The sequence below is a fragment of the Microbacterium sp. MDV22-iso44 genome (assembly GCF_058629135.1).
On the sequence record NZ_JBZVWS010000002.1, the window covers coordinates 116,204 to 133,627 of the forward strand.

Here is a 17,424-nt window from a genome sequence, read left to right on the forward strand (position 1 = left end):
CCCGATCACCCGAAGGAAATCACACGTGAAGCTCAACCGCATCGCCCGCGTGGGCGCTGTCGCAGCAGTCGCCGTTCTGTCGCTCTCCGCTTGCGCGGCGAACGAGGGCACCCCCGCTGGCGGCAGCCAGCCCTCCGACGGCGGAACCGCTCTGTCGGGCACCGTCAAGGCCACCGGCGCCTCCTCGCAGGGCGCCGCCCAGCAGGCATGGACCGCCGCCTTCCAGAAGGCGAACCCGGACGTCACGATCAACTACCAGCCGACCGGATCGGGAACGGGCCGCGACAACTTCATCGCCGGCTCCAGCAACTTCATCGGCTCGGACCGCGCGTACACGGCCGACGAGATCGCCGCCGGCAAGTTCGGCGCCTGCGCGACCCCCGACATCATCGAGGTCCCCGCGTACATCTCGCCCGTCGCGGTCGTCTTCAACCTGGACGGCGTGAAGAAGCTCAACCTCACCCCCGAGGTCATCGCCGACATCTTCAACGAGAAGATCGAGAAGTGGAACGACCCGGCGATCGCCGACCTGAACAAGGACGTCACGCTCCCGGACCTCGCCATCACGCCCGTCTTCCGCGGTGACGAGTCGGGCACCACCGGCACCTTCACCTCGTACCTCGCCTCGGTCGCCCCGACGGAGTGGCCGTACGAGGACGACGACGCCTGGCCCGTCAAGACCACGCGCTCCGAGGCCGCACAGCAGACCTCGGGCGTCGAAGCGACCGTCAACGGCGGCAAGGGCACCATCGGCTACATCGACGCCTCGCGCGTCGGCGAGCTGGGCTCCGCCGCCATCAAGGTCGGCGACGACTTCGTGCCGTTCTCCTCGGAGGCCGCCGCCGAGCTCGTCGCATCGTCGCCCCTCGAGGAGGGCCGTAACGGCGGTGACCTCGTCTTCCAGGTCGACCCCGCGAAGGCTCCCGCCGGCTCGTACCCGATCGCTCTGGTGAGCTACCTCATCGGCTGCGCGCAGTACGAGAAGCCCGAGACCGCCGACATCGTCAAGGCGTACTTCTCCTACATCGTCAGCGAAGAGGGCCAGAAGGTCGCCAACGAGGCCGCCGGTTCCGCTCCGCTGTCGACCGAGGTCGCCGAGAAGGCCCAGACCGCGATCGACATGATCAGCGCCAAGAAGTAAGACCCTCGCTGCTGGTGGCTCCCGCTCGTCGGGAGCCACCAGCAGCACTCACGTCCGCCCCGCTTCCGACCCGAGGACTGCGATGCCCCCCACCACCGATCTGGTCGCCGACCAGGACACCGCCCGGCGACCGGTGCGCCGACGCGGCGATCTCGTCTTCTCGAGCACCGCGCTGGGCGCGGGCATCATCATCCTCATCGTCCTCGCCGCCGTCACGCTCTTCCTCATCGTCGAGAGCATCCCGGCCTTCACCGCGAAACCCGATGAGACGCAGTTCCTGAACGGGGAACCGTTCTGGCAGTACGTCTGGCCGTTCGTCTTCGGCACCCTCTGGGCCTCGGTCATCGCGCTCGTCGTCGCGACGCCGCTGGCGATCGGGATCGCCCTCTTCATCTCGCACTACGCACCGCGGCGGCTCGCCTCGGTGCTCGGCTACGTCATCGACCTGCTCGCCGCCATCCCCTCCGTCGTGTACGGACTCTGGGGTGCGCTGGTGTTCTCGCAGCTCCTGCAGCCGTTCTACGTCTGGCTGAACGAGAACTTCGGCTGGATCCCGTTCTTCGCCGGCGCGGTCTCCCCCGGCGGCCGCACGATCCTGACCGCATCCCTCGTCCTCGCGGTGATGATCCTCCCGATCATGACCGCCATCACGCGCGAGGTCTTCCTGCAGACTCCCGTCCTCCACGAAGAGGCGGCACTCGCCCTCGGCGCGACGCGCTGGGAGATGATCCGGATGGCCGTGTTCCCCTTCGCCCGCGGCGGCATGGTCTCGGGCGCGATGCTCGGCCTCGGCCGTGCCCTCGGCGAGACGATGGCCGTCACGATGGTCCTCTCGGCCACGGGCGCGGTCACTTTCCAGGTGCTCAACTCGAGCAACCCGACGCCCATCCCCGCGAACATCGCCCTGAACTTCGGTGAGGCGTACGGCGACGGCGTCAACGTCCTCATCGCGACGGGCCTCATCCTCTTCATCGTGACCTTCGCGGTCAACGCGATCGCCCGGTGGGTCGTCAACCGCCGTGCCGAGTTCTCTGGAGCGAACTGATGACCACCCTCACCCGCTCCGAGACCCGCACGCCCGTGGGCAACTCGCTCACCGCGGGACAGCTGCCGAAGTGGATGCCGTGGGTGCTGCTCGCCGGCGCGCTCGTGCTCTCCGGCATCCTGTTCGCCATCATGAACAGCAGCGGCGACGTGGCCGAGTTCAACATCGCGGGTGCCACCTTCGTGGGTGTCGTGCTGTTCGCGATCGTCCTCGTCATCCTGTCGAGCGTCGTCGAGACGCGGCGCCGCGCAGCCGACCGGCTCGCGACCGTGCTGGTGTCGATCGCCTTCACGATCGCGCTGCTCCCGCTCATCTCACTGCTGTTCACCGTCGTGGTCAACGGCATCGCCCGGTTCGACCCGACCTTCTTCTCCTACTCGATGCGCAACATCGTGGGTGAAGGCGGCGGCGCCGTGCACGCGATCTGGGGCACGCTCATCGTGACCGGCTGGGCCACCGTCATCTCGGTGCCGATCGGTCTCATGACCTCGATCTACCTCGTCGAGTACGGGCGCGGCCGGGTCGCGAAGCTCATCACCTTCTTCGTGGATGTGATGACCGGCATCCCGTCGATCGTCGCGGGTCTGTTCATCGTCGCCGTCTGCGCGCTGCTGTTCGGGCCGGGCCTCAACACGGGCTTCATGGGCTCGCTCGCCCTGTCGGTGCTGATGATCCCCGTCGTCGTGCGCTCCAGCGAGGAGATGCTGCGCCTCGTCCCGAACGAGCTGCGCGAGGCGAGCTACGCCCTCGGTGTGCCGAAGTGGCTGACGATCGTGAAAGTCGTCCTCCCCACTTCGATCGCCGGCATCACGACGGGCATCATGCTGTCGATCTCGCGCGTGATCGGTGAGACCGCGCCCCTGCTGCTGACGGCCGGGTTCACCCAGTCGCTGAACATGGACGCGTTCGACGGCCCCATGATGACGCTCCCGGTGTTCGTCTACGACCAGTTCCAGAACCCCGGCACGAACATTCCCGCCGCGCTCGAGCGGGCCTGGGCCGGAGCGCTCACGCTCATCATCATCGTCATGGCGCTCAACCTCATCGCACGCTTCGTCGCGAAGAAGTTCGCCCCCAAGTTCGGCCGCTGACCCGCGGCATCCGACAGAAAGCACCCCGAAGTGTCCAAGAGCATCGAAGTCAACGACCTCAACGTCTACTACAGCGAGTTCCTCGCCGTGGAGGGCGTGTCCCTCGACATCGAGCCCCGCAGCGTCACCGCCTTCATCGGGCCGTCCGGATGCGGCAAGTCCACGTTCCTGCGGACGCTCAACCGCATGCACGAGGTCATCCCCGGCGCCCGCGTCGAGGGCGAGGTGCTGCTCGACGGCGAGGACCTGTACGGTCCCGGCGTCGACCCCGTGCTCGTGCGCCGTCAGATCGGCATGGTCTTCCAGCGTCCGAACCCGTTCCCCACGATGTCGATCCGCGACAACGTGCTCGCCGGTGTGAAGCTCAACAACTCGCGCATCTCGAAGTCCGACGCCGACGCCCTCGTCGAGAAGTCGCTGCGGGGTGCGAACCTCTGGAACGAGGTCAAGGACCGGCTCGAGAAGCCCGGCTCGGGCCTGTCGGGCGGTCAGCAGCAGCGCCTGTGCATCGCGCGTGCGATCGCCGTCTCCCCCGACGTGCTGCTGATGGACGAGCCGTGCTCGGCCCTCGACCCCATCTCGACCTTCGCGATCGAGGAGCTCATCCAGGAGCTCAAGAGCGAGTACACGATCGTGATCGTCACGCACAACATGCAGCAGGCGTCGCGCGTCTCGGACAAGACGGCGTTCTTCAACATCGCGGGCACCGGCAAGCCCGGCAAGCTCATCGAGTACGACGAGACCGGCACCATCTTCACCAAGCCGTCCGTGCAGGCCACCGAGGACTACGTCTCGGGCCGCTTCGGGTGATCCCGTAGTTCGGGGACGAGGGATGCTGCGCGGGAGCGTGGTGTCCCTCGTTGTGGTTTGTGGCCGTGTGCCGTGTGGCGTGAGCAGATGCAATGGATCGCGGGCGACACGCGGCATCCCGAGCCTGAACGGCGGGGTGTCGCGGCGGGACTATTGCATCCGCGGACTCCTCCCCCGCGGGGGTGGGATGCCGGTTCTCCCCGACCAGCGCTGGGTGAGGCACGGGTGGGCCCGGAGCGGGCGAGGCTCGCGGGTATGTGCGAGCTCCGGCATCCGATCGTCCGTCTGCGGCAGCTGCTGGATGCCGGGTGGTCGCAACGGCGAGTGCAGCGAGCGCTGCGTTCCGGCGAGCTCGTGCGGGTGCGGATCGGCGTGTACGCCTGGCCCGAGACGTGCGCGGAAGCCCGCCTGGCTGGGAAGCACGGCGGGGCGCTGGCGTGCGTGACGGCGGCGCGGCACCGCGGGCTCTGGGTGCTGGACGACGATCGGATGCCGCATGTCTGGATGCGGCCCGGGCAGCGCACGTACGGCCACTTCTTGGACTGCACCGAGCATTGGGATGCCGCCGGCCCTGGGGAGGACCGGCGGGAACCGTCGTTGGCGAGGATCCTGCGGCAGATCCTGACGTGCCGGGGCGGTGAGGCGTTCTTCGTCGCGCTGGAATCCGCGCGACGGCAGGATCTACTCGACGGCGACGACATGCGCTGGCTGAGCCGGAACGTGAATCAGGACGGGCGGGATGCGCTGGCGCTCAGCCGGGACGACGCCGACAGCGGACTCGAATCGATGCTGCGCTGGCGGCTGCGGGAGCTCGGGCTGCGCGTGCAGACCCAGGTACGCATCGCCGGCGTCGGCGTGGTCGACGCACTGATCGGCGACCGACTGATCATCGAAGTCGACGGTCGCGACAACCACGACGGGCCGTCGCTGCGCCACAAGGACCTCGTGCGCGACGCCAACGCGGCGATGTGGGGGTACATGACCCTGCGGTTCGACTACGCGCTGATCGTGCACGACTGGGACATTGTCGAGCGCGCGATCCTCGGGGCGCTCGCGGGGTTGTGAGCGACCGGGCCGCCGTGTGCGGATGCAATGGATCGGCGGCGACACGCGGCATCCGGGGCCCGCCGCGCGGCGTGTCGGGCGGGACTATTGCATCCGCGAACCCGCTGACGGGGCCGACGGGTCAGTCGCGCGGGCTGAGCAGGTACTGGTTGAAGGATGCCGTGAGTTCGGCGTCCACGGGCAGGGACCGCTCGTCGACGGCCGTGATGGGCGCGGCGAGGCGGACGCTCGAGACGAGCCAAGCGGCATCCGCATCGTGGAGCGCCGACACGGGCAGGGTTTCGTACGCGGTCTCGAAGCCGCGCTCGGCGAGGTGGTCGAACAGGCTCAGCTGGGTGGTCCCGTGAAGGATGCCGCCGTTCGGCGCCGGCGTGACGAACGTGTCGCCTCGCCGGATGATGAGGGAGGCGGTCGGCGCCTCGAGCACGAAGCCATCGGAACTCACGAACACCGCGTCATCGGCACCGCGGAGCTTCGCCTCGCGGATCGCCGCCATGTTCACGGCGTACGACAGCGTCTTCGCGCCGAGCAGGAGCCAGGGCGCCCGCCCGGGCAGGTCGATGCTGTATCCGCGATCGAGGACCGCCACGGCGATCCCCTCGGTGCGCGGCTTCGTGAAGTCCGCCGCCGGCGCGACCGTCACCCACGCAGTCGGGGTGGGGCCGTGCTCCACACCGCGGCTCAGGATCAGCTTGATGACCGCCTCGCCCTCCCCCGACGCCGCCTGCGCGCGGATGATCGCCTCGCGCCACTGCCCGAGGTTCGGCGCGGGCAGCTCGCAGATCTCCGCGGAATGAGCCAGCCGCGCGAGGTGCGGCTCGACCTCCTGCGCATGACCGTCGACGACGCCGATCGACTCGAAGATCCCGTCGCCGCGCTGCGTGCTCAACTCCCCCACGGTGAGTGCGGGAGCCGAGGGGTCGATCTCGCTGAACGTGTCGGCGAAGTCTGTGCGTGCATCGTCGGATGCCGCGGGGTCGATCATGAGAGCGAAGCGCCAAGCCATGCCACGAAGCCTACGCGGCGGCATCCGTCCTCGTCCCCGTCAGCGGATGCAAGGGGATCGGTGGCGACACGCCCGGCCGCACGAAAATCCTCGGCCGACCGGAATACCTCGGGAGCCCCTCCGTTACACTTTTCTAGCCGGGCCGCAGTAACCCCGGGCTCCATCTTCAGCCGCTGCGAGCGGCCACGCGCCGAGAGGCGTTCTGCGGCCCGGCACTTTCATGCCTAAGTGAGGCCGTCCCGGCGCCAGAGCGCCGCGGCCGCCGCCAGATCACTCGCATACGTGTCGAGGCGCAGGGCCCGCGTCGTGAACGCCGACGCCCGCACCGGCTCGCTCTCGTCGTAGTCGTCGGCGAGATCGGTCGCCCCCGCCGACACGACGCGCGCGAAGGATGCCGCCCGCTCGAGCGCGAGCGCGAAGTCACCCGCGAACACTCCCCGCAGGATCAGGTCGATGAGCGAGACGAGCTCGTCGGGGCTCGCCGGAGCGGGCGCCCCCGCGATGACGACATCCGCCGACGACAGCCGCGTGCGCCCGCGCTCATAGAGCAGCGCCGCCGTCGTCGGGTCGTCGTGGATCATCAGCTGCAGCAGGTACAGCCGCCACAGCGCGCCAGGCAGAGACCGTGCGGGCGAATGCGCCCAGAGCTCCGCGATCGTCGCGATGCCGTGCGCATCGGTGAAGGTGACGAGCCGGTCGATGACCTCATCGTGCGGCTGCTCCCGCACCCGCGACAGCAGAGCGGATGCCGTGGCGTGAGCCACGCGGCTGGCTTCAGCGGGATCGTCGGCAGCGAAGTTCCGGTCGAACGAATCGGGTGAGCGGCGGACCGGCTTGTGGAAGTCGCGGGACGCGTCGGACATCGTTCCAGGCTACCCCCGCAACGACGAACCCCGCCCGGGCGGAGCCGAGGCGGGGTTCGTGATGCGCGGGGGCGATCAAGCGGTGGGGATGGCGATGATCGGCTTCGTCGTCGGCTTGCCGTCGGGCGATCCGCCTGCCTGCTCGACGGTGACGGCGATCACGTCACCCGGCTTGAAGTCGCCGTCGAGAAGTGCGGTGACATCTTCGGACGGGTCGAAGGTGCCAGCGGCGATCGGTTCCTCACCACGGACGAACCACAGCTCGAACGTGCGGTCGTCGGCGATCTTGGGGGCGTCGTCGGTGGTCAGCACGACCTTGCCGAGCTCAGCCGACCAGTGGAGCTCAGCCTCGCCGCCATCGGCGAACTGTCCGGTGACGGTCTGACCGTCGGGAGCAGACTCGATCTGCTCGAGAGCCTGGACCTCGAGCGGAGTACGGGCCTGCTCGACGAGCGAGCCCACTCCCCAGCCGATCCCGACGAGGAGAGCGGCAGAGGCGACGAGGGCGAACAACCCACGGGTCCAGTTGCGTCGTTCCACGGTTTGGACGGCCTCGGTGGGGGGTCCGGCTGGAACGGTCTCGCGCTCCGGCTCGCGCTCGGGTACGGATGCCTCTGCAGGGGCCACCGGCATCCGCTGCGGCATCGCGCTGATCTGATCGAGGAGACGTGCCCGCAGCTCGAGCGGCGGGGCTTCTTCACCCATGCCTTCAGCCAGGAAACCGGCGACCTGCGCATCGGAGTCGGCGAGGGCCTCCCACTCGGGGTGAGCGGCCAGCGCCTGCTCGTACGCCTGCTCGTCCTCAGCAGACAGCGCATCGAGCGCGTGCCCTGCCGAGAGTTCGGCGAACTCCTTCTCGTTCACAGTGTCACCCCCATCTCCTGTCGTAGGCGGTTCAATCCATCGCGCATCCGCGTCTTGATCGTTCCGAGCGGTGCTCCGAGGAGCGCTGCGATCTCGCTTTGGCTGTACCCCCCGAAGTACGCGAGGGTCAGTGCTTCACGCTGGGCATCGGGCAGAGTCCGGAGTGCGCGCACGACGCGACGTCCTTCGATCCTCAGCTCGACTTGCTCGGCGATGCTCTCTTCTTGTGTGTACGCGTCACGGGCTCCGATACGCGCATCACGGTCCGAACTGGACTGCGAAGCGCGAACCCGATCCACGGCCCGACGATGTGCCATCGTCAGGATCCAGCTTCTTCCTTGACCCTTGTTCGGAGCGAAGGCCGAAGCGGATTGCCAGATCTCGAGGAACACCTCCTGCAGGACTTCCTCGCTCTGGGAGGGGTCGACGAGGACCCGTCGGATCAGACCGAAGACGCGGGAGGACAGCATGTCGTAGAGCTCTGCGAAGGCCGCCTGGTCGCCACCGGCGATGCGAACGAGAAGCTCGCCGGCATGATCTGCCGTCTGCCCGTCGTCGGGGACTTCAACACCGTCGATAACCATTCCGACAAGCATGCCATCACGCGCGCACCCAGACGCGCAGGCGCGAGTGGGAAGTCCTGGTGAGAGGAGCAGATCGAGGTCGTTCCGTGGCCCCCCGGATGCCCGGAACGACCGCTCGGGAAAAAATCTCGGCAGATGTGCAATCCGTTTGCCTAGTGGTTCCGAAGACCTGTTATCGCCGCCGCAGAGGGCGGTCCCAACACATGGAGGAAATCATGCTCAGCACGAAGAAGAAGATGACCGCAGCACTCTCTCTGACGCTGGCCGGCGCTTTCGCCCTGGCCGGTTGCTCGTCGAGCGCGACGCCCGAGGCCGGGAACACCGACGACGGCATGCAGTCGCAGGCTCCCATGGAGTCGGCATCGCCCGAGGCCACCGACGGCGGCATGGACACCGCGTCGACCCTGGTCGGCCCCGGTTGCGCGGACTACGCCAAGGCTGTTCCGGACGGCGCAGGCTCGGTCGAGGGCATGTCGAAGGACCCGGTTGCGACCGCGGCATCCAACAACCCGCTCCTCAAGACGCTCACCGCTGCTGTCAGCGGCCAGCTGAACCCCGACGTCAACCTCGTCGACACGCTGAACGGCGACAAGTTCACCGTCTTCGCTCCCGTTGACGACGCGTTCGCAAAGATCCCGGCCGACACGATCGATGGTCTGAAGACCGACTCGGCCGCGCTGACCAAGATCCTCACCTACCACGTGGTCCCCGGTGAGATCGCTCCGGCTGACATCGACGGCACCCACAAGACCGTCGAGGGCCAGGACCTGAAGGTCACCGGCTCGGGCGACGAGCTCATGGTCAACGACGCCAAGGTCATCTGCGGTGGCGTCGAGACCGCGAACGCAACCGTGTACCTCATCGACTCGGTGCTGATGCCCCCGATGTAATTCACGGTCTCCTGACCGGCGGCGTCGTCGAAGCTCTGCGGGCTTCGGCGGCGCCGCCTCTTTCTGTCTCCTCATACGGCGGATGACGGATGCCGCCGCCCTCGCCTATTAGGCTGGAGCGGTGAGGGCCTCTAGCTCAGTCGGTAGAGCATCGGACTTTTAATCCGCGGGTCGTGGGTTCGAGCCCCACGGGGCCCACCTCTGTGGGACATTGATCGTCATGGCGTGGCGAAAGAAGACTCCCGGTCGAGGCGCAACGGTTGCAACGGGCATCGTCCTGATCGCACTTCTCGCCGGATGCACGCAGACCGACCCAAGCGAAGAGCGTGGGGTGCAGCCGATCGTCGGATGGGCCAATGGCGGCGACATCCAGTCGGTCACGGTCGGCACGTGTCACGGAGATCCCATCGCGACCGTGGACGAAAACGACCGGACGGTGACCATCACCGTGACGTCGACGAAGCGCTCGCCCGGCGATTCGTGCCTCGACGCACTTCAAGTCCCGCTGGATCGGCCTCTCGGAGACCGCGCGGTCATCGACGGCGCGACCGGCGAGGCGCCACCCGGTATCGAGGGCTGAGCGGCAGTCTCTGCTGGAGCATGAAAAAGCCCCGACTGTTACCACACAGCCGGGGCGAGACGAATGAGAAGTCCGCCTATCGATATCAGGATACCCCGGGAACCTGAGAGCTGACCCGGCGCCCCTCGAGTCCGCGGAACACGAGGGAGCGTTACGGTTGCGGAATGCTCCGCCTCGTCGCCCGGGTCTATTGGACGTTCAGCAGATGGACGCTCGCAACCGAGCCCGCGCCGACCCGACCCACCGTCGTCCTCGGGGCGCCGCACACCTCCAACTGGGACTTCGTGCTCATGCTGGCGATCGCGTGGCGCCTGAAGATGCGCTTCCGCTGGCTGGGCAAGGAAAGTCTCTTCCGCGGCTGGCGGGGCCCCATGATGCGCTCGATCGGCGGCATCCCCGTCGACAGAGCGAACCCGGCCGGGGTGGTCGATGCCCTCGTCCGCCGCATCCGTGACGGCGAGGTCTTCGGCCTCGTGGTGACGCCGGAAGGCACGCGCGGCGGCGTCGAAAACTGGAAGTCGGGCTTCTACCGCATCGCTCGTGAGGCCGGCCTCGCCGTCACGCTCGGGTACGTGGATCGCACCACCATGACGACCGGGCTGGGACCCACGCTCACGCTCACCGGCGACGTCCGCGGGGACATGGATGCCATTCGCACGTTCTACGCCGACAAGTCGGGGCTGCGTCCCGAGCTGCGCGTCGAGCCTCGCTTGCGCGAAGAGGGCGATCCGCGGCCGGCAACATCGGCTTAGGCGCAGCCGCACTCAGCGACCGGACCTCCTACTCGGCTGTCTCCGCAGCGTCCGACGTCACGTACCAATCGGTGAACGACCTCGCGCGGCCGTCGTCCGCCAGACGGATGACCATGAGGTTGTCGTACTGCCGACTCTTCGTCGTCGCGCTCGGGTAGCTGGTTCGACCGCGGATGATCGCGATGTCGCCGTCGACCGCGGTGAGCTCGTGTTCGAACGACCATGTGCCGGGGTCATCCATCTGACCGAGCCAGCCCGTGAGGATGGCGTCGTGGCCGATCCATGGCGCGGTCGAAGGGCCGTCGCGGTACTCCGCGTCCGGCGTGAACAGGGACAGGATGTCGCCCGGGTCGTTGGTCTCCCACGCGCGGACGTATCGGCCGATCCAGTCGTCGGCGGCTGCAGCCGCTGCCTCGCGATCCCACATGCCCTCAGGCTCGCCGACGCTTGCGACGAGCGCAAGGTGCACCATCGCGCGCCACGGATCATCAACGCACGCGTGACGCCCGGGATCGAGTGCCGCACCGGCTGAACCCCGGCCCCGCAGTACGGGGCCGGGGTCGCACATCGTCGGATTACTGCATGCGTCCGAACGTCGCATCGATGTCGGCCATCTCCATGGCGGCGGTGGCCTCGATGAGCGCTCGAAGCTCTTTGTCGGCTCCGGGCGAGAATTCCTCCGGACGTTCCGGTGAGATGGTCATGGGCGAACCTGCCGGTGCCTGCTCACTGGCATCCAATTGCGTCCCATCGTTCGACGGCGACGCCCCCTGGAAGATGCGACCGGCTTCGGACTGGTTACCCAGATCGAACGAGTACTGCTTGCTCTGCAGCCCCAGGTCGACGAGACGCTTGACCTCGGGGAACTGTTCGGCGTTCGTCTTCGGGATCGGGAGCGAGGTGCGCCAGTTGACTCCGAGGGTCTCGAGGGCCTTCGCGTAGGCGTTCTCGTGCGCCTGGTCTCGCACGATGAGGTACGAGATCGTGCTGCGCGCCATCTTGTTGTCCGTCATCTCGTAGAGGCGGCACTTCTGCAGCCGCCCCGTCGACTCCAGCATCAGGTTGTACAGCAGGTCGAGCACGAGGTTGCCAGAGTTGTAGACGTAGCTGCCCATCCAGGGATTGCCGGCAGCGTCGACGGGAAGTGCACCCTGCGCCCCGACCAGATAGTGATGGATGTTGCCGTGGTCGACGGCGATGCTGAGCGGTGTCGCACCGCCCGCGCCGGGTTCGTCGACCGGGTCGGTCGGCTTTCCGTTGTATCGGGGCGACCCATCCAGCAGGCGCGAGATCGTCGTGCCGATGAGCTCGACGTGGCTGATCTCCTCGGTGCCGATGCCCTGAATGAGGTCTTTGTACGGTTTGCCCGCCGGGCCGCGGAAGTTGATGCTCTGGAACAGGTACTGCATCATCGTGCGCATCTCGCCGAACTGTCCGCCGAGACCCTCCTGCAGCGCGTTGGCGGCTGCGGGATCCGGCTCGTCCTGTGCGATTTCATTGATGAACTCTTGAACGTGGAAGTACATGGTTCCTCCGGGGGTTGGGGAGCCCGACGATCCGCCTGTCCCCTCGCCTCACCGCGCCCCTTGCCGACGTGGATGGCACCAGCTACCTTCCGGCCTTGTGGGAAAAGGGTCAGCCGACACCGGCGATACGCTCGTGCGTCGCGCGGACGAACGCGGCGTACCCGCCTGGCGTCCGCCCCCAGAAGCGGCCCGAGGTGACCACCTCGTTCTCGTCCGTCGCGACCACCCGTGCCCCGAGCGCTCGCGCCGCGCGGACGAGCTCGACGTCTTCGTGCTGGTCGAGGTCACCGAACTGTCCCGCCGCGAGGTACACGTCGGCACGCAACCCGAGGTTCGCGCCGTGGACGTTGCCCACCGGACGGCCACGCGGATGCGTCTCGAGCCAGTGCTCCGCGTGCTCGGCGGTGAGGTCGGCGAAGTCCGGGCGGACGGTGCCGAGAACGACATCCGCACCCGCGGTGCGCAGAGCCAGCTGGTGAGTGAGCCACGTGACAGGGACGACAGAGTCCCCATCCGTCGTGCTGATCCAGACGTCGGCGGGCGGTGAAACCAGCTCCGCGACGGCTGCCGCCACACCACGGCGGCGAGCCGTCCCCACGTTCCGCGCGTCGATGCTGATCGTGCGCACCGGCCACGACAGCGCGATGCGGGCCGAGGCATCCGTGCACGCATCGAGGACGACGACCGTCGAGATCCGCACTCCCGGGTGCGTCCGCCGGGTGTGCTCGATGGCCGCGGTGAGCGCGGCGAGGCAGCCGTCGAGGAGCTTGGCTTCGTTGTGCACGGGAACAACGATCGCCACTGCCGGAACACCGTCCGCCGTCATTCGACGAGCCCCGTTTCCGCGGCGACCGACCGGGCGCCCTCGAGCCCGTAGACCTCGAGTACGAAGTCCTCCTCCTCGTGGAGCACGAGTCGGACGAGGCCCTCGGCTGCGCGAAGCGCCGCGTGCACGTCGTCTCCGGACTGCGGGTACTCCGTGACCGGATGCCGCCAGTGGCACGCGATGAGGTGGCCACCGGCATCCATTGCACGCCGGATCCGGTCGATGGCGACGGCTAGGTCGGCGGGGCTCCAGTAGTAGCCGACCTCCGAGAGGACGACGAGGTCGAACGTGCCGGCGGGCCACTCCCCCGGCAGCGCGAGACGGTCGAGGCGAACACCCTCACGATCGCCGAGGCGACGGCGTGCGATCTCGAGCGGAGCATCCGCGATGTCGACGGCATGCACCGCGTCGCATCGGTCAGCGAGAAGTTCGGTCAACACGCCCGTCGAGCACCCCAGTTCGAGCGCCGACGCATACCGGGCGCGAGGCAGGCTCGTCAGGGCGATGCTGCGCTTGCGCTGCTCGTACCAGCGCGACTCGAAACCCCACGGGTCATCGCCGTTGCGGCGGTAGAAGTCGTCGAAGAAGCCCTCCGCGAGGCTGGTTCCGGCCGGTCGGACGAAGACCTCGAACGGCCGGTCGAAATGCGCCTGCATCCCCTCGTGGAGCATCACCTCGTCACCCGGTGCCGCTGAGAGCGGGGCGATCTGACTGCGATGGTGGTGCATGGCGGCGCGCTTGAGATCCGCCGTGGGCTCGTCGAGGAGCACGACCTCGAGGTCTCCCCAGGGCGCCTCGTCCGGTGAACCCCAGTGCCACAGCCAGATGGGATACTCGCGCCACGAGACACCGAGGTCAGCGCACACCGCCGCGGTCACCTCGGCCGTGACACGATGATCGCGGTGCCCGTCGCCCACCCACGGGACGACGACGAGGTGCGTGCCGCTTCCGCCGAGAACCGCGCCGAGCGCGGTCGCGATCGCCTCGCGATGGTCATCCGTCCCGCCGTCCGGAAGGCCGAGGAAGTGAAGATCGATCGACGGGCCGAGTTGGTGGAGCGCTTGGGCCACCTCCTGCCGTCGCATCGCGGCGAGTTCGACAGGCGTATGCGTCGGGGACTCAGGATGAGAGCCCTCACCGTCGGTCGCGATGAGAACCGTGACCCTCGCACCGCGCCGAGCTGTGCGAGCCATGAGCCCTGCAGCACCGAGCGTCTCGTCATCGGGGTGGGCCGCGACGACGACGAGATGCTCGAACGTCTCATCCAACGTCCGCAGCGCGCGGTCAGCGAACGCCGCGCGCCACAGCGCTTCGTCCGTTCCCGGGTCGCGGTGACTGAAACTCACCATGCTCCTCTCCCCTCTGCGACGTCGGCGCCGATCCGAGCCAGGTCTCGTTCGCCGTGGTGCTGACGCAGATAGATCTCGAGGTCGGACACGCGCCGGGCGTGAGCCTCGTCGGCCACAAGGGGCAGCGGTCCGAGAGCGCGAGCGGATTCGGCGAGCGTCGTCTCGACCGCGTCGGCGACGATCGCCCGGACGCGCGCGGCAAGGGTGGCGGGGTGGGATGCCTGGGGCAGCGCGTTCATCTCTCGTGCCGCGGAGCGGAGGGCGAGCCTGGCTGCCCAGAGCGCGGCATCCACCCGTCCGAGGTGCACGCGCGAAAGCTGGTCAGCGCCGTCGCGTCGGGCGGCATCGACCAGAGCATCCCTCAGCGGAACGGCGCCACCCCACCAGCACGCGGCCACCCCGATGCCGCCCGTCGCGAACCCGGGGCGGCGCAAGTACCAGCCGGGCTCGCCGACAGGCACGGCTGGAGCTGCGGCGAAGTCCACCGGCGCGCTCACGACCTGCTGAAGTCCGCGCGCGTGCCACGGTCCGGTGTGCGGCGTGACGTCGAGGGTCCGCAGAGCGACGGCGAACAGGCGACGCTCGTCGCCGACCCACGCAGTGACGAGCGCATGACTCAGGTGCTGTGCGAGCGAACACCATGGTTTCGTTCCCGTCAGTCGCCACCCCGTTCCATCGTCCCGGGCCTCGAGCCGCATCCCCGCGCCTTCGGCGGCGAACACGCCCCACGAGGATTCTGGGCCCGCCTGGATCGAGGCGAGGTCGAGGGCGTAGCCGTCGCGACCCGCCTGATCGAGGATGTCGATCGCATCGAGGTGGGGTTCGAGGATGCGGGCGGCACCCACATCCCGGCAGGCGGCCGCGGCGAGGAACGACCAGTCGTCGATGAGCGATCGCTGGTCGCCGCGTGTGTCACCGACGCGAACAGTCCACGCGAGGGTCGCGGCAACGTCCGCCCCGAATCCATCGATCCGGTCGGCCTCCTCGAGTGAGGCGGCGGCCGCGCCACCGATCCGCCCGTCGCCTATGGACACTGTCGATAAGTCTCTCCGCACGTCGGTCACCCTCGGAGTGTCCCCTCAACCCACGCCAACAGGCAGAGGCTTGCTACTCCCTAATCTCTCGGATAGCACCCCGTAACCGCAGCCCGGAATCTGGCGCCCCATGACGTCGACCCGGTAGACAGACGTCGTGACCTCATCCCTCCGCGTCCCCGGCCCTCGCGTGAGCGGTGCAGTGCTCATCGTCGTCGGTGTCGGCGGAGGAATCGGTTCGGGCTGGCTTATCGCGCGTGCGCCGTGGTCGCTCCTCGCGGCTGCACTCCTCACCCTCTCGACGATCGCCATGGCCATCGGTGTGCTGTGGACGATGCGGCCGAACTGGGACGACAAGACGTGGCCACCGACCGGCCGCGACCTCCCGCCCGACGTCCGACTCCGGCGGGCCTTCCGGATCCTCGGCATCATCCTTCTGACGCCGAGCCCGGTCATCGTGGCCCTGCTCGTGTGGATGATCGTCGAGGGATCGACGACGTGGAACGAGATGCTCCTGCTCGCCCTCCCCGCTGCCGGCTACGCGGCGATGGGCGTGTGGGTCCTCCGACGTTCTCGATTCGACGCGGCCTACGCAGGCTCGTCGGGCACCGCCGATCGACGACCGACGCGGATCGGCCCGCAGCGCAGCGACGACGAGTGGCAGGTCGTCGGCGGGCCACTGAAGGGGACGTTTCCGAGCACGGCCACGGTCCCGATCGTCGTGATGGCGGTGATCGCGTCGTTCCAGCTGCTGCGCATCGCAGACGAGTTCCCCTGGGGTGGGGTCTTCTGGGCATCAGTGGTCGCGATCGGCCTCATCTGCTGGCTGCTGTTCGTCCGCCGTCAGCGTCGGCCGCTCGAGGTCCTTCCGGCCCAAGAGCAGATCCGCTTCCGCGGGCGCACTCTGCGATGGACCGAGGTGACTCGAGCGGAGTTGTCCGCAGACCCACCGTGGAAGGGAGCTCCGCGCACGCTGATCCTCAGCATCGGGGGCGACTCGCCCCATCGCGGACGCGTCGTCCTCCGCCGGAAGGGCGGTCTCGAGCTCAGCGACGACGAGACGAACCTGCTGGCGCGCATCATCGACGCCTCGGCCATCGACCTGCCCCACGACAAAGATGACCCGCGCGGCAGATTCTCACGACAGCTCTACCCCAACAACCTCACCAGGGCGGAGGCTGCTGCTGTGGTCGCCGATCCCCCGGGTGCTGACGTGGGCCTGCCGATCTCGGCACCCGTGTGAGCGGCGCACGCGGCAACGTCGCGTCCCATTGACGCCGCACTTGTATTTTGCAAGTATCGCGACATGACCCTCTTCATCACCTGCCCGGTCGCGGACGTCACCCGGGCCACCGCCTTCTACACCGCCATCGGGTGGACCCTCAACGCCGAGATGTCCGACGACAACGTCTCGTGCTTCGCCATCTCCCCCGACCAGTACGTCATGCTCGGAAGTCGCGAGATGTACGCGAGCGTCGGCGGCGTGGAGGAACTCATCGGCGGCCCCGACACCCCCTCGAAAGTCACGGTCTCGTTCGATATGAACAGCCGTGAGGAGGTAGACGCACTTCTCGAGCGGGCGAAAGCCGCGGGGGCGCGGATCGGCGACACCGACGACTACCCCTTCATGTACCAACGGCAGTTCGACGACCTCGATGGCTATCACTACTCGCCGTTCTGGATGAAGCCGGACGCCGACCAGGCCTCGTGAGCGAGCTCGCCGCAGCCCTGGAGGTCGTCGGGGCGCGCTGGGCTCTGCTCATCGTGGAGCAGCTGCTCGAGGGGCCGCAGCGATACGGCGACCTGCAGCGCCAGCTCGGGGTTCCGACGAACATGCTTGCGACGCGGCTGAAGGAACTGGAGGCGGCCGGAGTGCTGCGGAGACTGCCGCTCAAGCACAACACCCGGGCCTACGTCCTCACCGACCGGGGACTGCAGCTCGCCGACGCGATCACGACGCTCGGTCGGTGGGGCGCCGAGTTGCCGCAGGTCAAGTAA

At 68.1% G+C, this 17,424-nt stretch carries 20 protein-coding genes and 1 tRNA gene; 12 read left to right on the top strand and 9 right to left on the bottom strand.

Translation table 11 applies throughout. The features are described 5' to 3' along the window. The first annotated feature begins 25 nt into the window (after positions 1 to 25). The 5 genes from AC4NN1_RS07290 to AC4NN1_RS07310 all read left to right on the top strand — a co-directional run bounded on the left by AC4NN1_RS07290 (position 26) and on the right by AC4NN1_RS07310 (position 5,152). Positions 26 to 1,141: a phosphate ABC transporter substrate-binding protein PstS gene (locus AC4NN1_RS07290; RefSeq protein WP_018187133.1), complete on the top strand. Its 1,116-nt coding sequence runs from the start codon at positions 26 to 28 to the stop codon at positions 1,139 to 1,141. Between the two features lie 82 nt (positions 1,142 to 1,223). Then, a complete protein-coding gene (pstC, locus tag AC4NN1_RS07295; protein ID WP_018187132.1) occupies positions 1,224 to 2,186 on the top strand; it encodes a phosphate ABC transporter permease subunit PstC in 963 nt (320 codons plus the stop codon). Continuing rightward, positions 2,186 to 3,277 carry a phosphate ABC transporter permease PstA gene (gene pstA / locus AC4NN1_RS07300; RefSeq protein ID WP_116228363.1) on the top strand — a complete coding sequence of 364 codons (1,092 nt, stop codon included), beginning with the start codon at positions 2,186 to 2,188 and terminating at the stop codon, positions 3,275 to 3,277. Before pstC ends, pstA begins: the two co-directional genes overlap by 1 nt. 30 nt (positions 3,278 to 3,307) lie before the next feature. Beyond that, positions 3,308 to 4,087, top strand: coding sequence for a phosphate ABC transporter ATP-binding protein PstB (gene pstB / locus AC4NN1_RS07305; protein WP_018187130.1), 780 nt, complete (start codon positions 3,308 to 3,310; stop codon positions 4,085 to 4,087). 255 nt (positions 4,088 to 4,342) lie between these two features. Continuing rightward, positions 4,343 to 5,152, top strand: a complete 810-nt coding sequence (locus AC4NN1_RS07310; RefSeq protein ID WP_491954921.1) for a type IV toxin-antitoxin system AbiEi family antitoxin domain-containing protein — start codon at positions 4,343 to 4,345, stop codon at positions 5,150 to 5,152. A gap of 121 nt (positions 5,153 to 5,273) precedes the next feature. Here AC4NN1_RS07310 and AC4NN1_RS07315 read toward each other — a convergent pair whose 3' ends face one another. From AC4NN1_RS07315 to sigK, 4 genes are all read right to left on the bottom strand, one after another. Then, positions 5,274 to 6,158 (bottom strand): aminodeoxychorismate lyase, encoded by an 885-nt coding sequence (locus tag AC4NN1_RS07315; protein ID WP_491954922.1) that lies wholly within the window; start codon positions 6,156 to 6,158, stop codon positions 5,274 to 5,276. Between the two features lie 224 nt (positions 6,159 to 6,382). Continuing rightward, positions 6,383 to 7,021: a DNA-directed RNA polymerase subunit beta gene (locus AC4NN1_RS07320; protein WP_491954923.1), complete on the bottom strand. Its 639-nt coding sequence runs from the start codon at positions 7,019 to 7,021 to the stop codon at positions 6,383 to 6,385. 75 nt (positions 7,022 to 7,096) lie between these two features. Then, on the bottom strand, positions 7,097 to 7,885 hold the full coding sequence (locus AC4NN1_RS07325) for an anti-sigma factor (RefSeq protein WP_336123328.1): 789 nt from the start codon (positions 7,883 to 7,885) through the stop codon (positions 7,097 to 7,099). Continuing rightward, positions 7,882 to 8,469: an ECF RNA polymerase sigma factor SigK gene (sigK, locus tag AC4NN1_RS07330; RefSeq protein ID WP_336123327.1), complete on the bottom strand. Its 588-nt coding sequence runs from the start codon at positions 8,467 to 8,469 to the stop codon at positions 7,882 to 7,884. The genes AC4NN1_RS07325 and sigK overlap by 4 nt, the downstream gene beginning before the upstream one ends. Before the next feature lie 215 nt (positions 8,470 to 8,684). Here sigK and AC4NN1_RS07335 point away from each other — a divergent pair, with 215 nt between their 5' ends. From AC4NN1_RS07335 to AC4NN1_RS07350, 4 genes are all read left to right on the top strand, one after another. Beyond that, positions 8,685 to 9,359 carry a fasciclin domain-containing protein gene (locus AC4NN1_RS07335; protein ID WP_336123326.1) on the top strand — a complete coding sequence of 225 codons (675 nt, stop codon included), beginning with the start codon at positions 8,685 to 8,687 and terminating at the stop codon, positions 9,357 to 9,359. 125 nt (positions 9,360 to 9,484) lie between these two features. Further along, positions 9,485 to 9,557 (top strand) — tRNA-Lys (locus AC4NN1_RS07340). Positions 9,558 to 9,579: 22 nt separating this feature from the next. After that, complete coding sequence (locus AC4NN1_RS07345; protein ID WP_336123325.1) at positions 9,580 to 9,939, top strand: hypothetical protein; 360 nt, start codon at positions 9,580 to 9,582, stop codon at positions 9,937 to 9,939. Positions 9,940 to 10,103: 164 nt separating this feature from the next. Continuing rightward, positions 10,104 to 10,691, top strand: a complete 588-nt coding sequence (locus tag AC4NN1_RS07350; RefSeq protein WP_336123324.1) for a 1-acyl-sn-glycerol-3-phosphate acyltransferase — start codon at positions 10,104 to 10,106, stop codon at positions 10,689 to 10,691. A gap of 28 nt (positions 10,692 to 10,719) precedes the next feature. Here the strand turns inward: AC4NN1_RS07350 and AC4NN1_RS07355 are convergent, their stop codons facing one another. The 5 genes from AC4NN1_RS07355 to AC4NN1_RS07375 all read right to left on the bottom strand — a co-directional run bounded on the left by AC4NN1_RS07355 (position 10,720) and on the right by AC4NN1_RS07375 (position 15,426). Beyond that, on the bottom strand, positions 10,720 to 11,118 hold the full coding sequence (locus AC4NN1_RS07355) for a nuclear transport factor 2 family protein (protein ID WP_491954924.1): 399 nt from the start codon (positions 11,116 to 11,118) through the stop codon (positions 10,720 to 10,722). A gap of 148 nt (positions 11,119 to 11,266) precedes the next feature. Continuing rightward, entirely contained in the window at positions 11,267 to 12,217 is a 951-nt protein-coding gene (locus AC4NN1_RS07360) for a manganese catalase family protein (RefSeq protein ID WP_491954925.1), read from the bottom strand. Between the two features lie 109 nt (positions 12,218 to 12,326). Then, positions 12,327 to 13,001 carry a glycosyltransferase family 2 protein gene (locus AC4NN1_RS07365; RefSeq protein WP_491954926.1) on the bottom strand — a complete coding sequence of 225 codons (675 nt, stop codon included), beginning with the start codon at positions 12,999 to 13,001 and terminating at the stop codon, positions 12,327 to 12,329. Between the two features lie 38 nt (positions 13,002 to 13,039). Beyond that, on the bottom strand, positions 13,040 to 14,392 hold the full coding sequence (locus tag AC4NN1_RS07370; protein WP_491954927.1) for a PIG-L family deacetylase: 1,353 nt from the start codon (positions 14,390 to 14,392) through the stop codon (positions 13,040 to 13,042). Further along, on the bottom strand, positions 14,386 to 15,426 hold the full coding sequence (locus AC4NN1_RS07375; protein WP_491954928.1) for an acyl-CoA dehydrogenase: 1,041 nt from the start codon (positions 15,424 to 15,426) through the stop codon (positions 14,386 to 14,388). Before AC4NN1_RS07375 ends, AC4NN1_RS07370 begins: the two co-directional genes overlap by 7 nt. Before the next feature lie 157 nt (positions 15,427 to 15,583). Here AC4NN1_RS07375 and AC4NN1_RS07380 point away from each other — a divergent pair, with 157 nt between their 5' ends. The 3 genes from AC4NN1_RS07380 (at position 15,584) to AC4NN1_RS07390 (ending at position 17,424) form a co-directional block, all read left to right on the top strand. After that, positions 15,584 to 16,669 (top strand): hypothetical protein, encoded by a 1,086-nt coding sequence (locus AC4NN1_RS07380; protein WP_491954929.1) that lies wholly within the window; start codon positions 15,584 to 15,586, stop codon positions 16,667 to 16,669. A gap of 63 nt (positions 16,670 to 16,732) precedes the next feature. Beyond that, positions 16,733 to 17,137 carry a VOC family protein gene (locus AC4NN1_RS07385; RefSeq protein ID WP_018187108.1) on the top strand — a complete coding sequence of 135 codons (405 nt, stop codon included), beginning with the start codon at positions 16,733 to 16,735 and terminating at the stop codon, positions 17,135 to 17,137. Continuing rightward, on the top strand, positions 17,134 to 17,424 hold the full coding sequence (locus AC4NN1_RS07390; RefSeq protein WP_018187107.1) for a winged helix-turn-helix transcriptional regulator: 291 nt from the start codon (positions 17,134 to 17,136) through the stop codon (positions 17,422 to 17,424). Before AC4NN1_RS07385 ends, AC4NN1_RS07390 begins: the two co-directional genes overlap by 4 nt.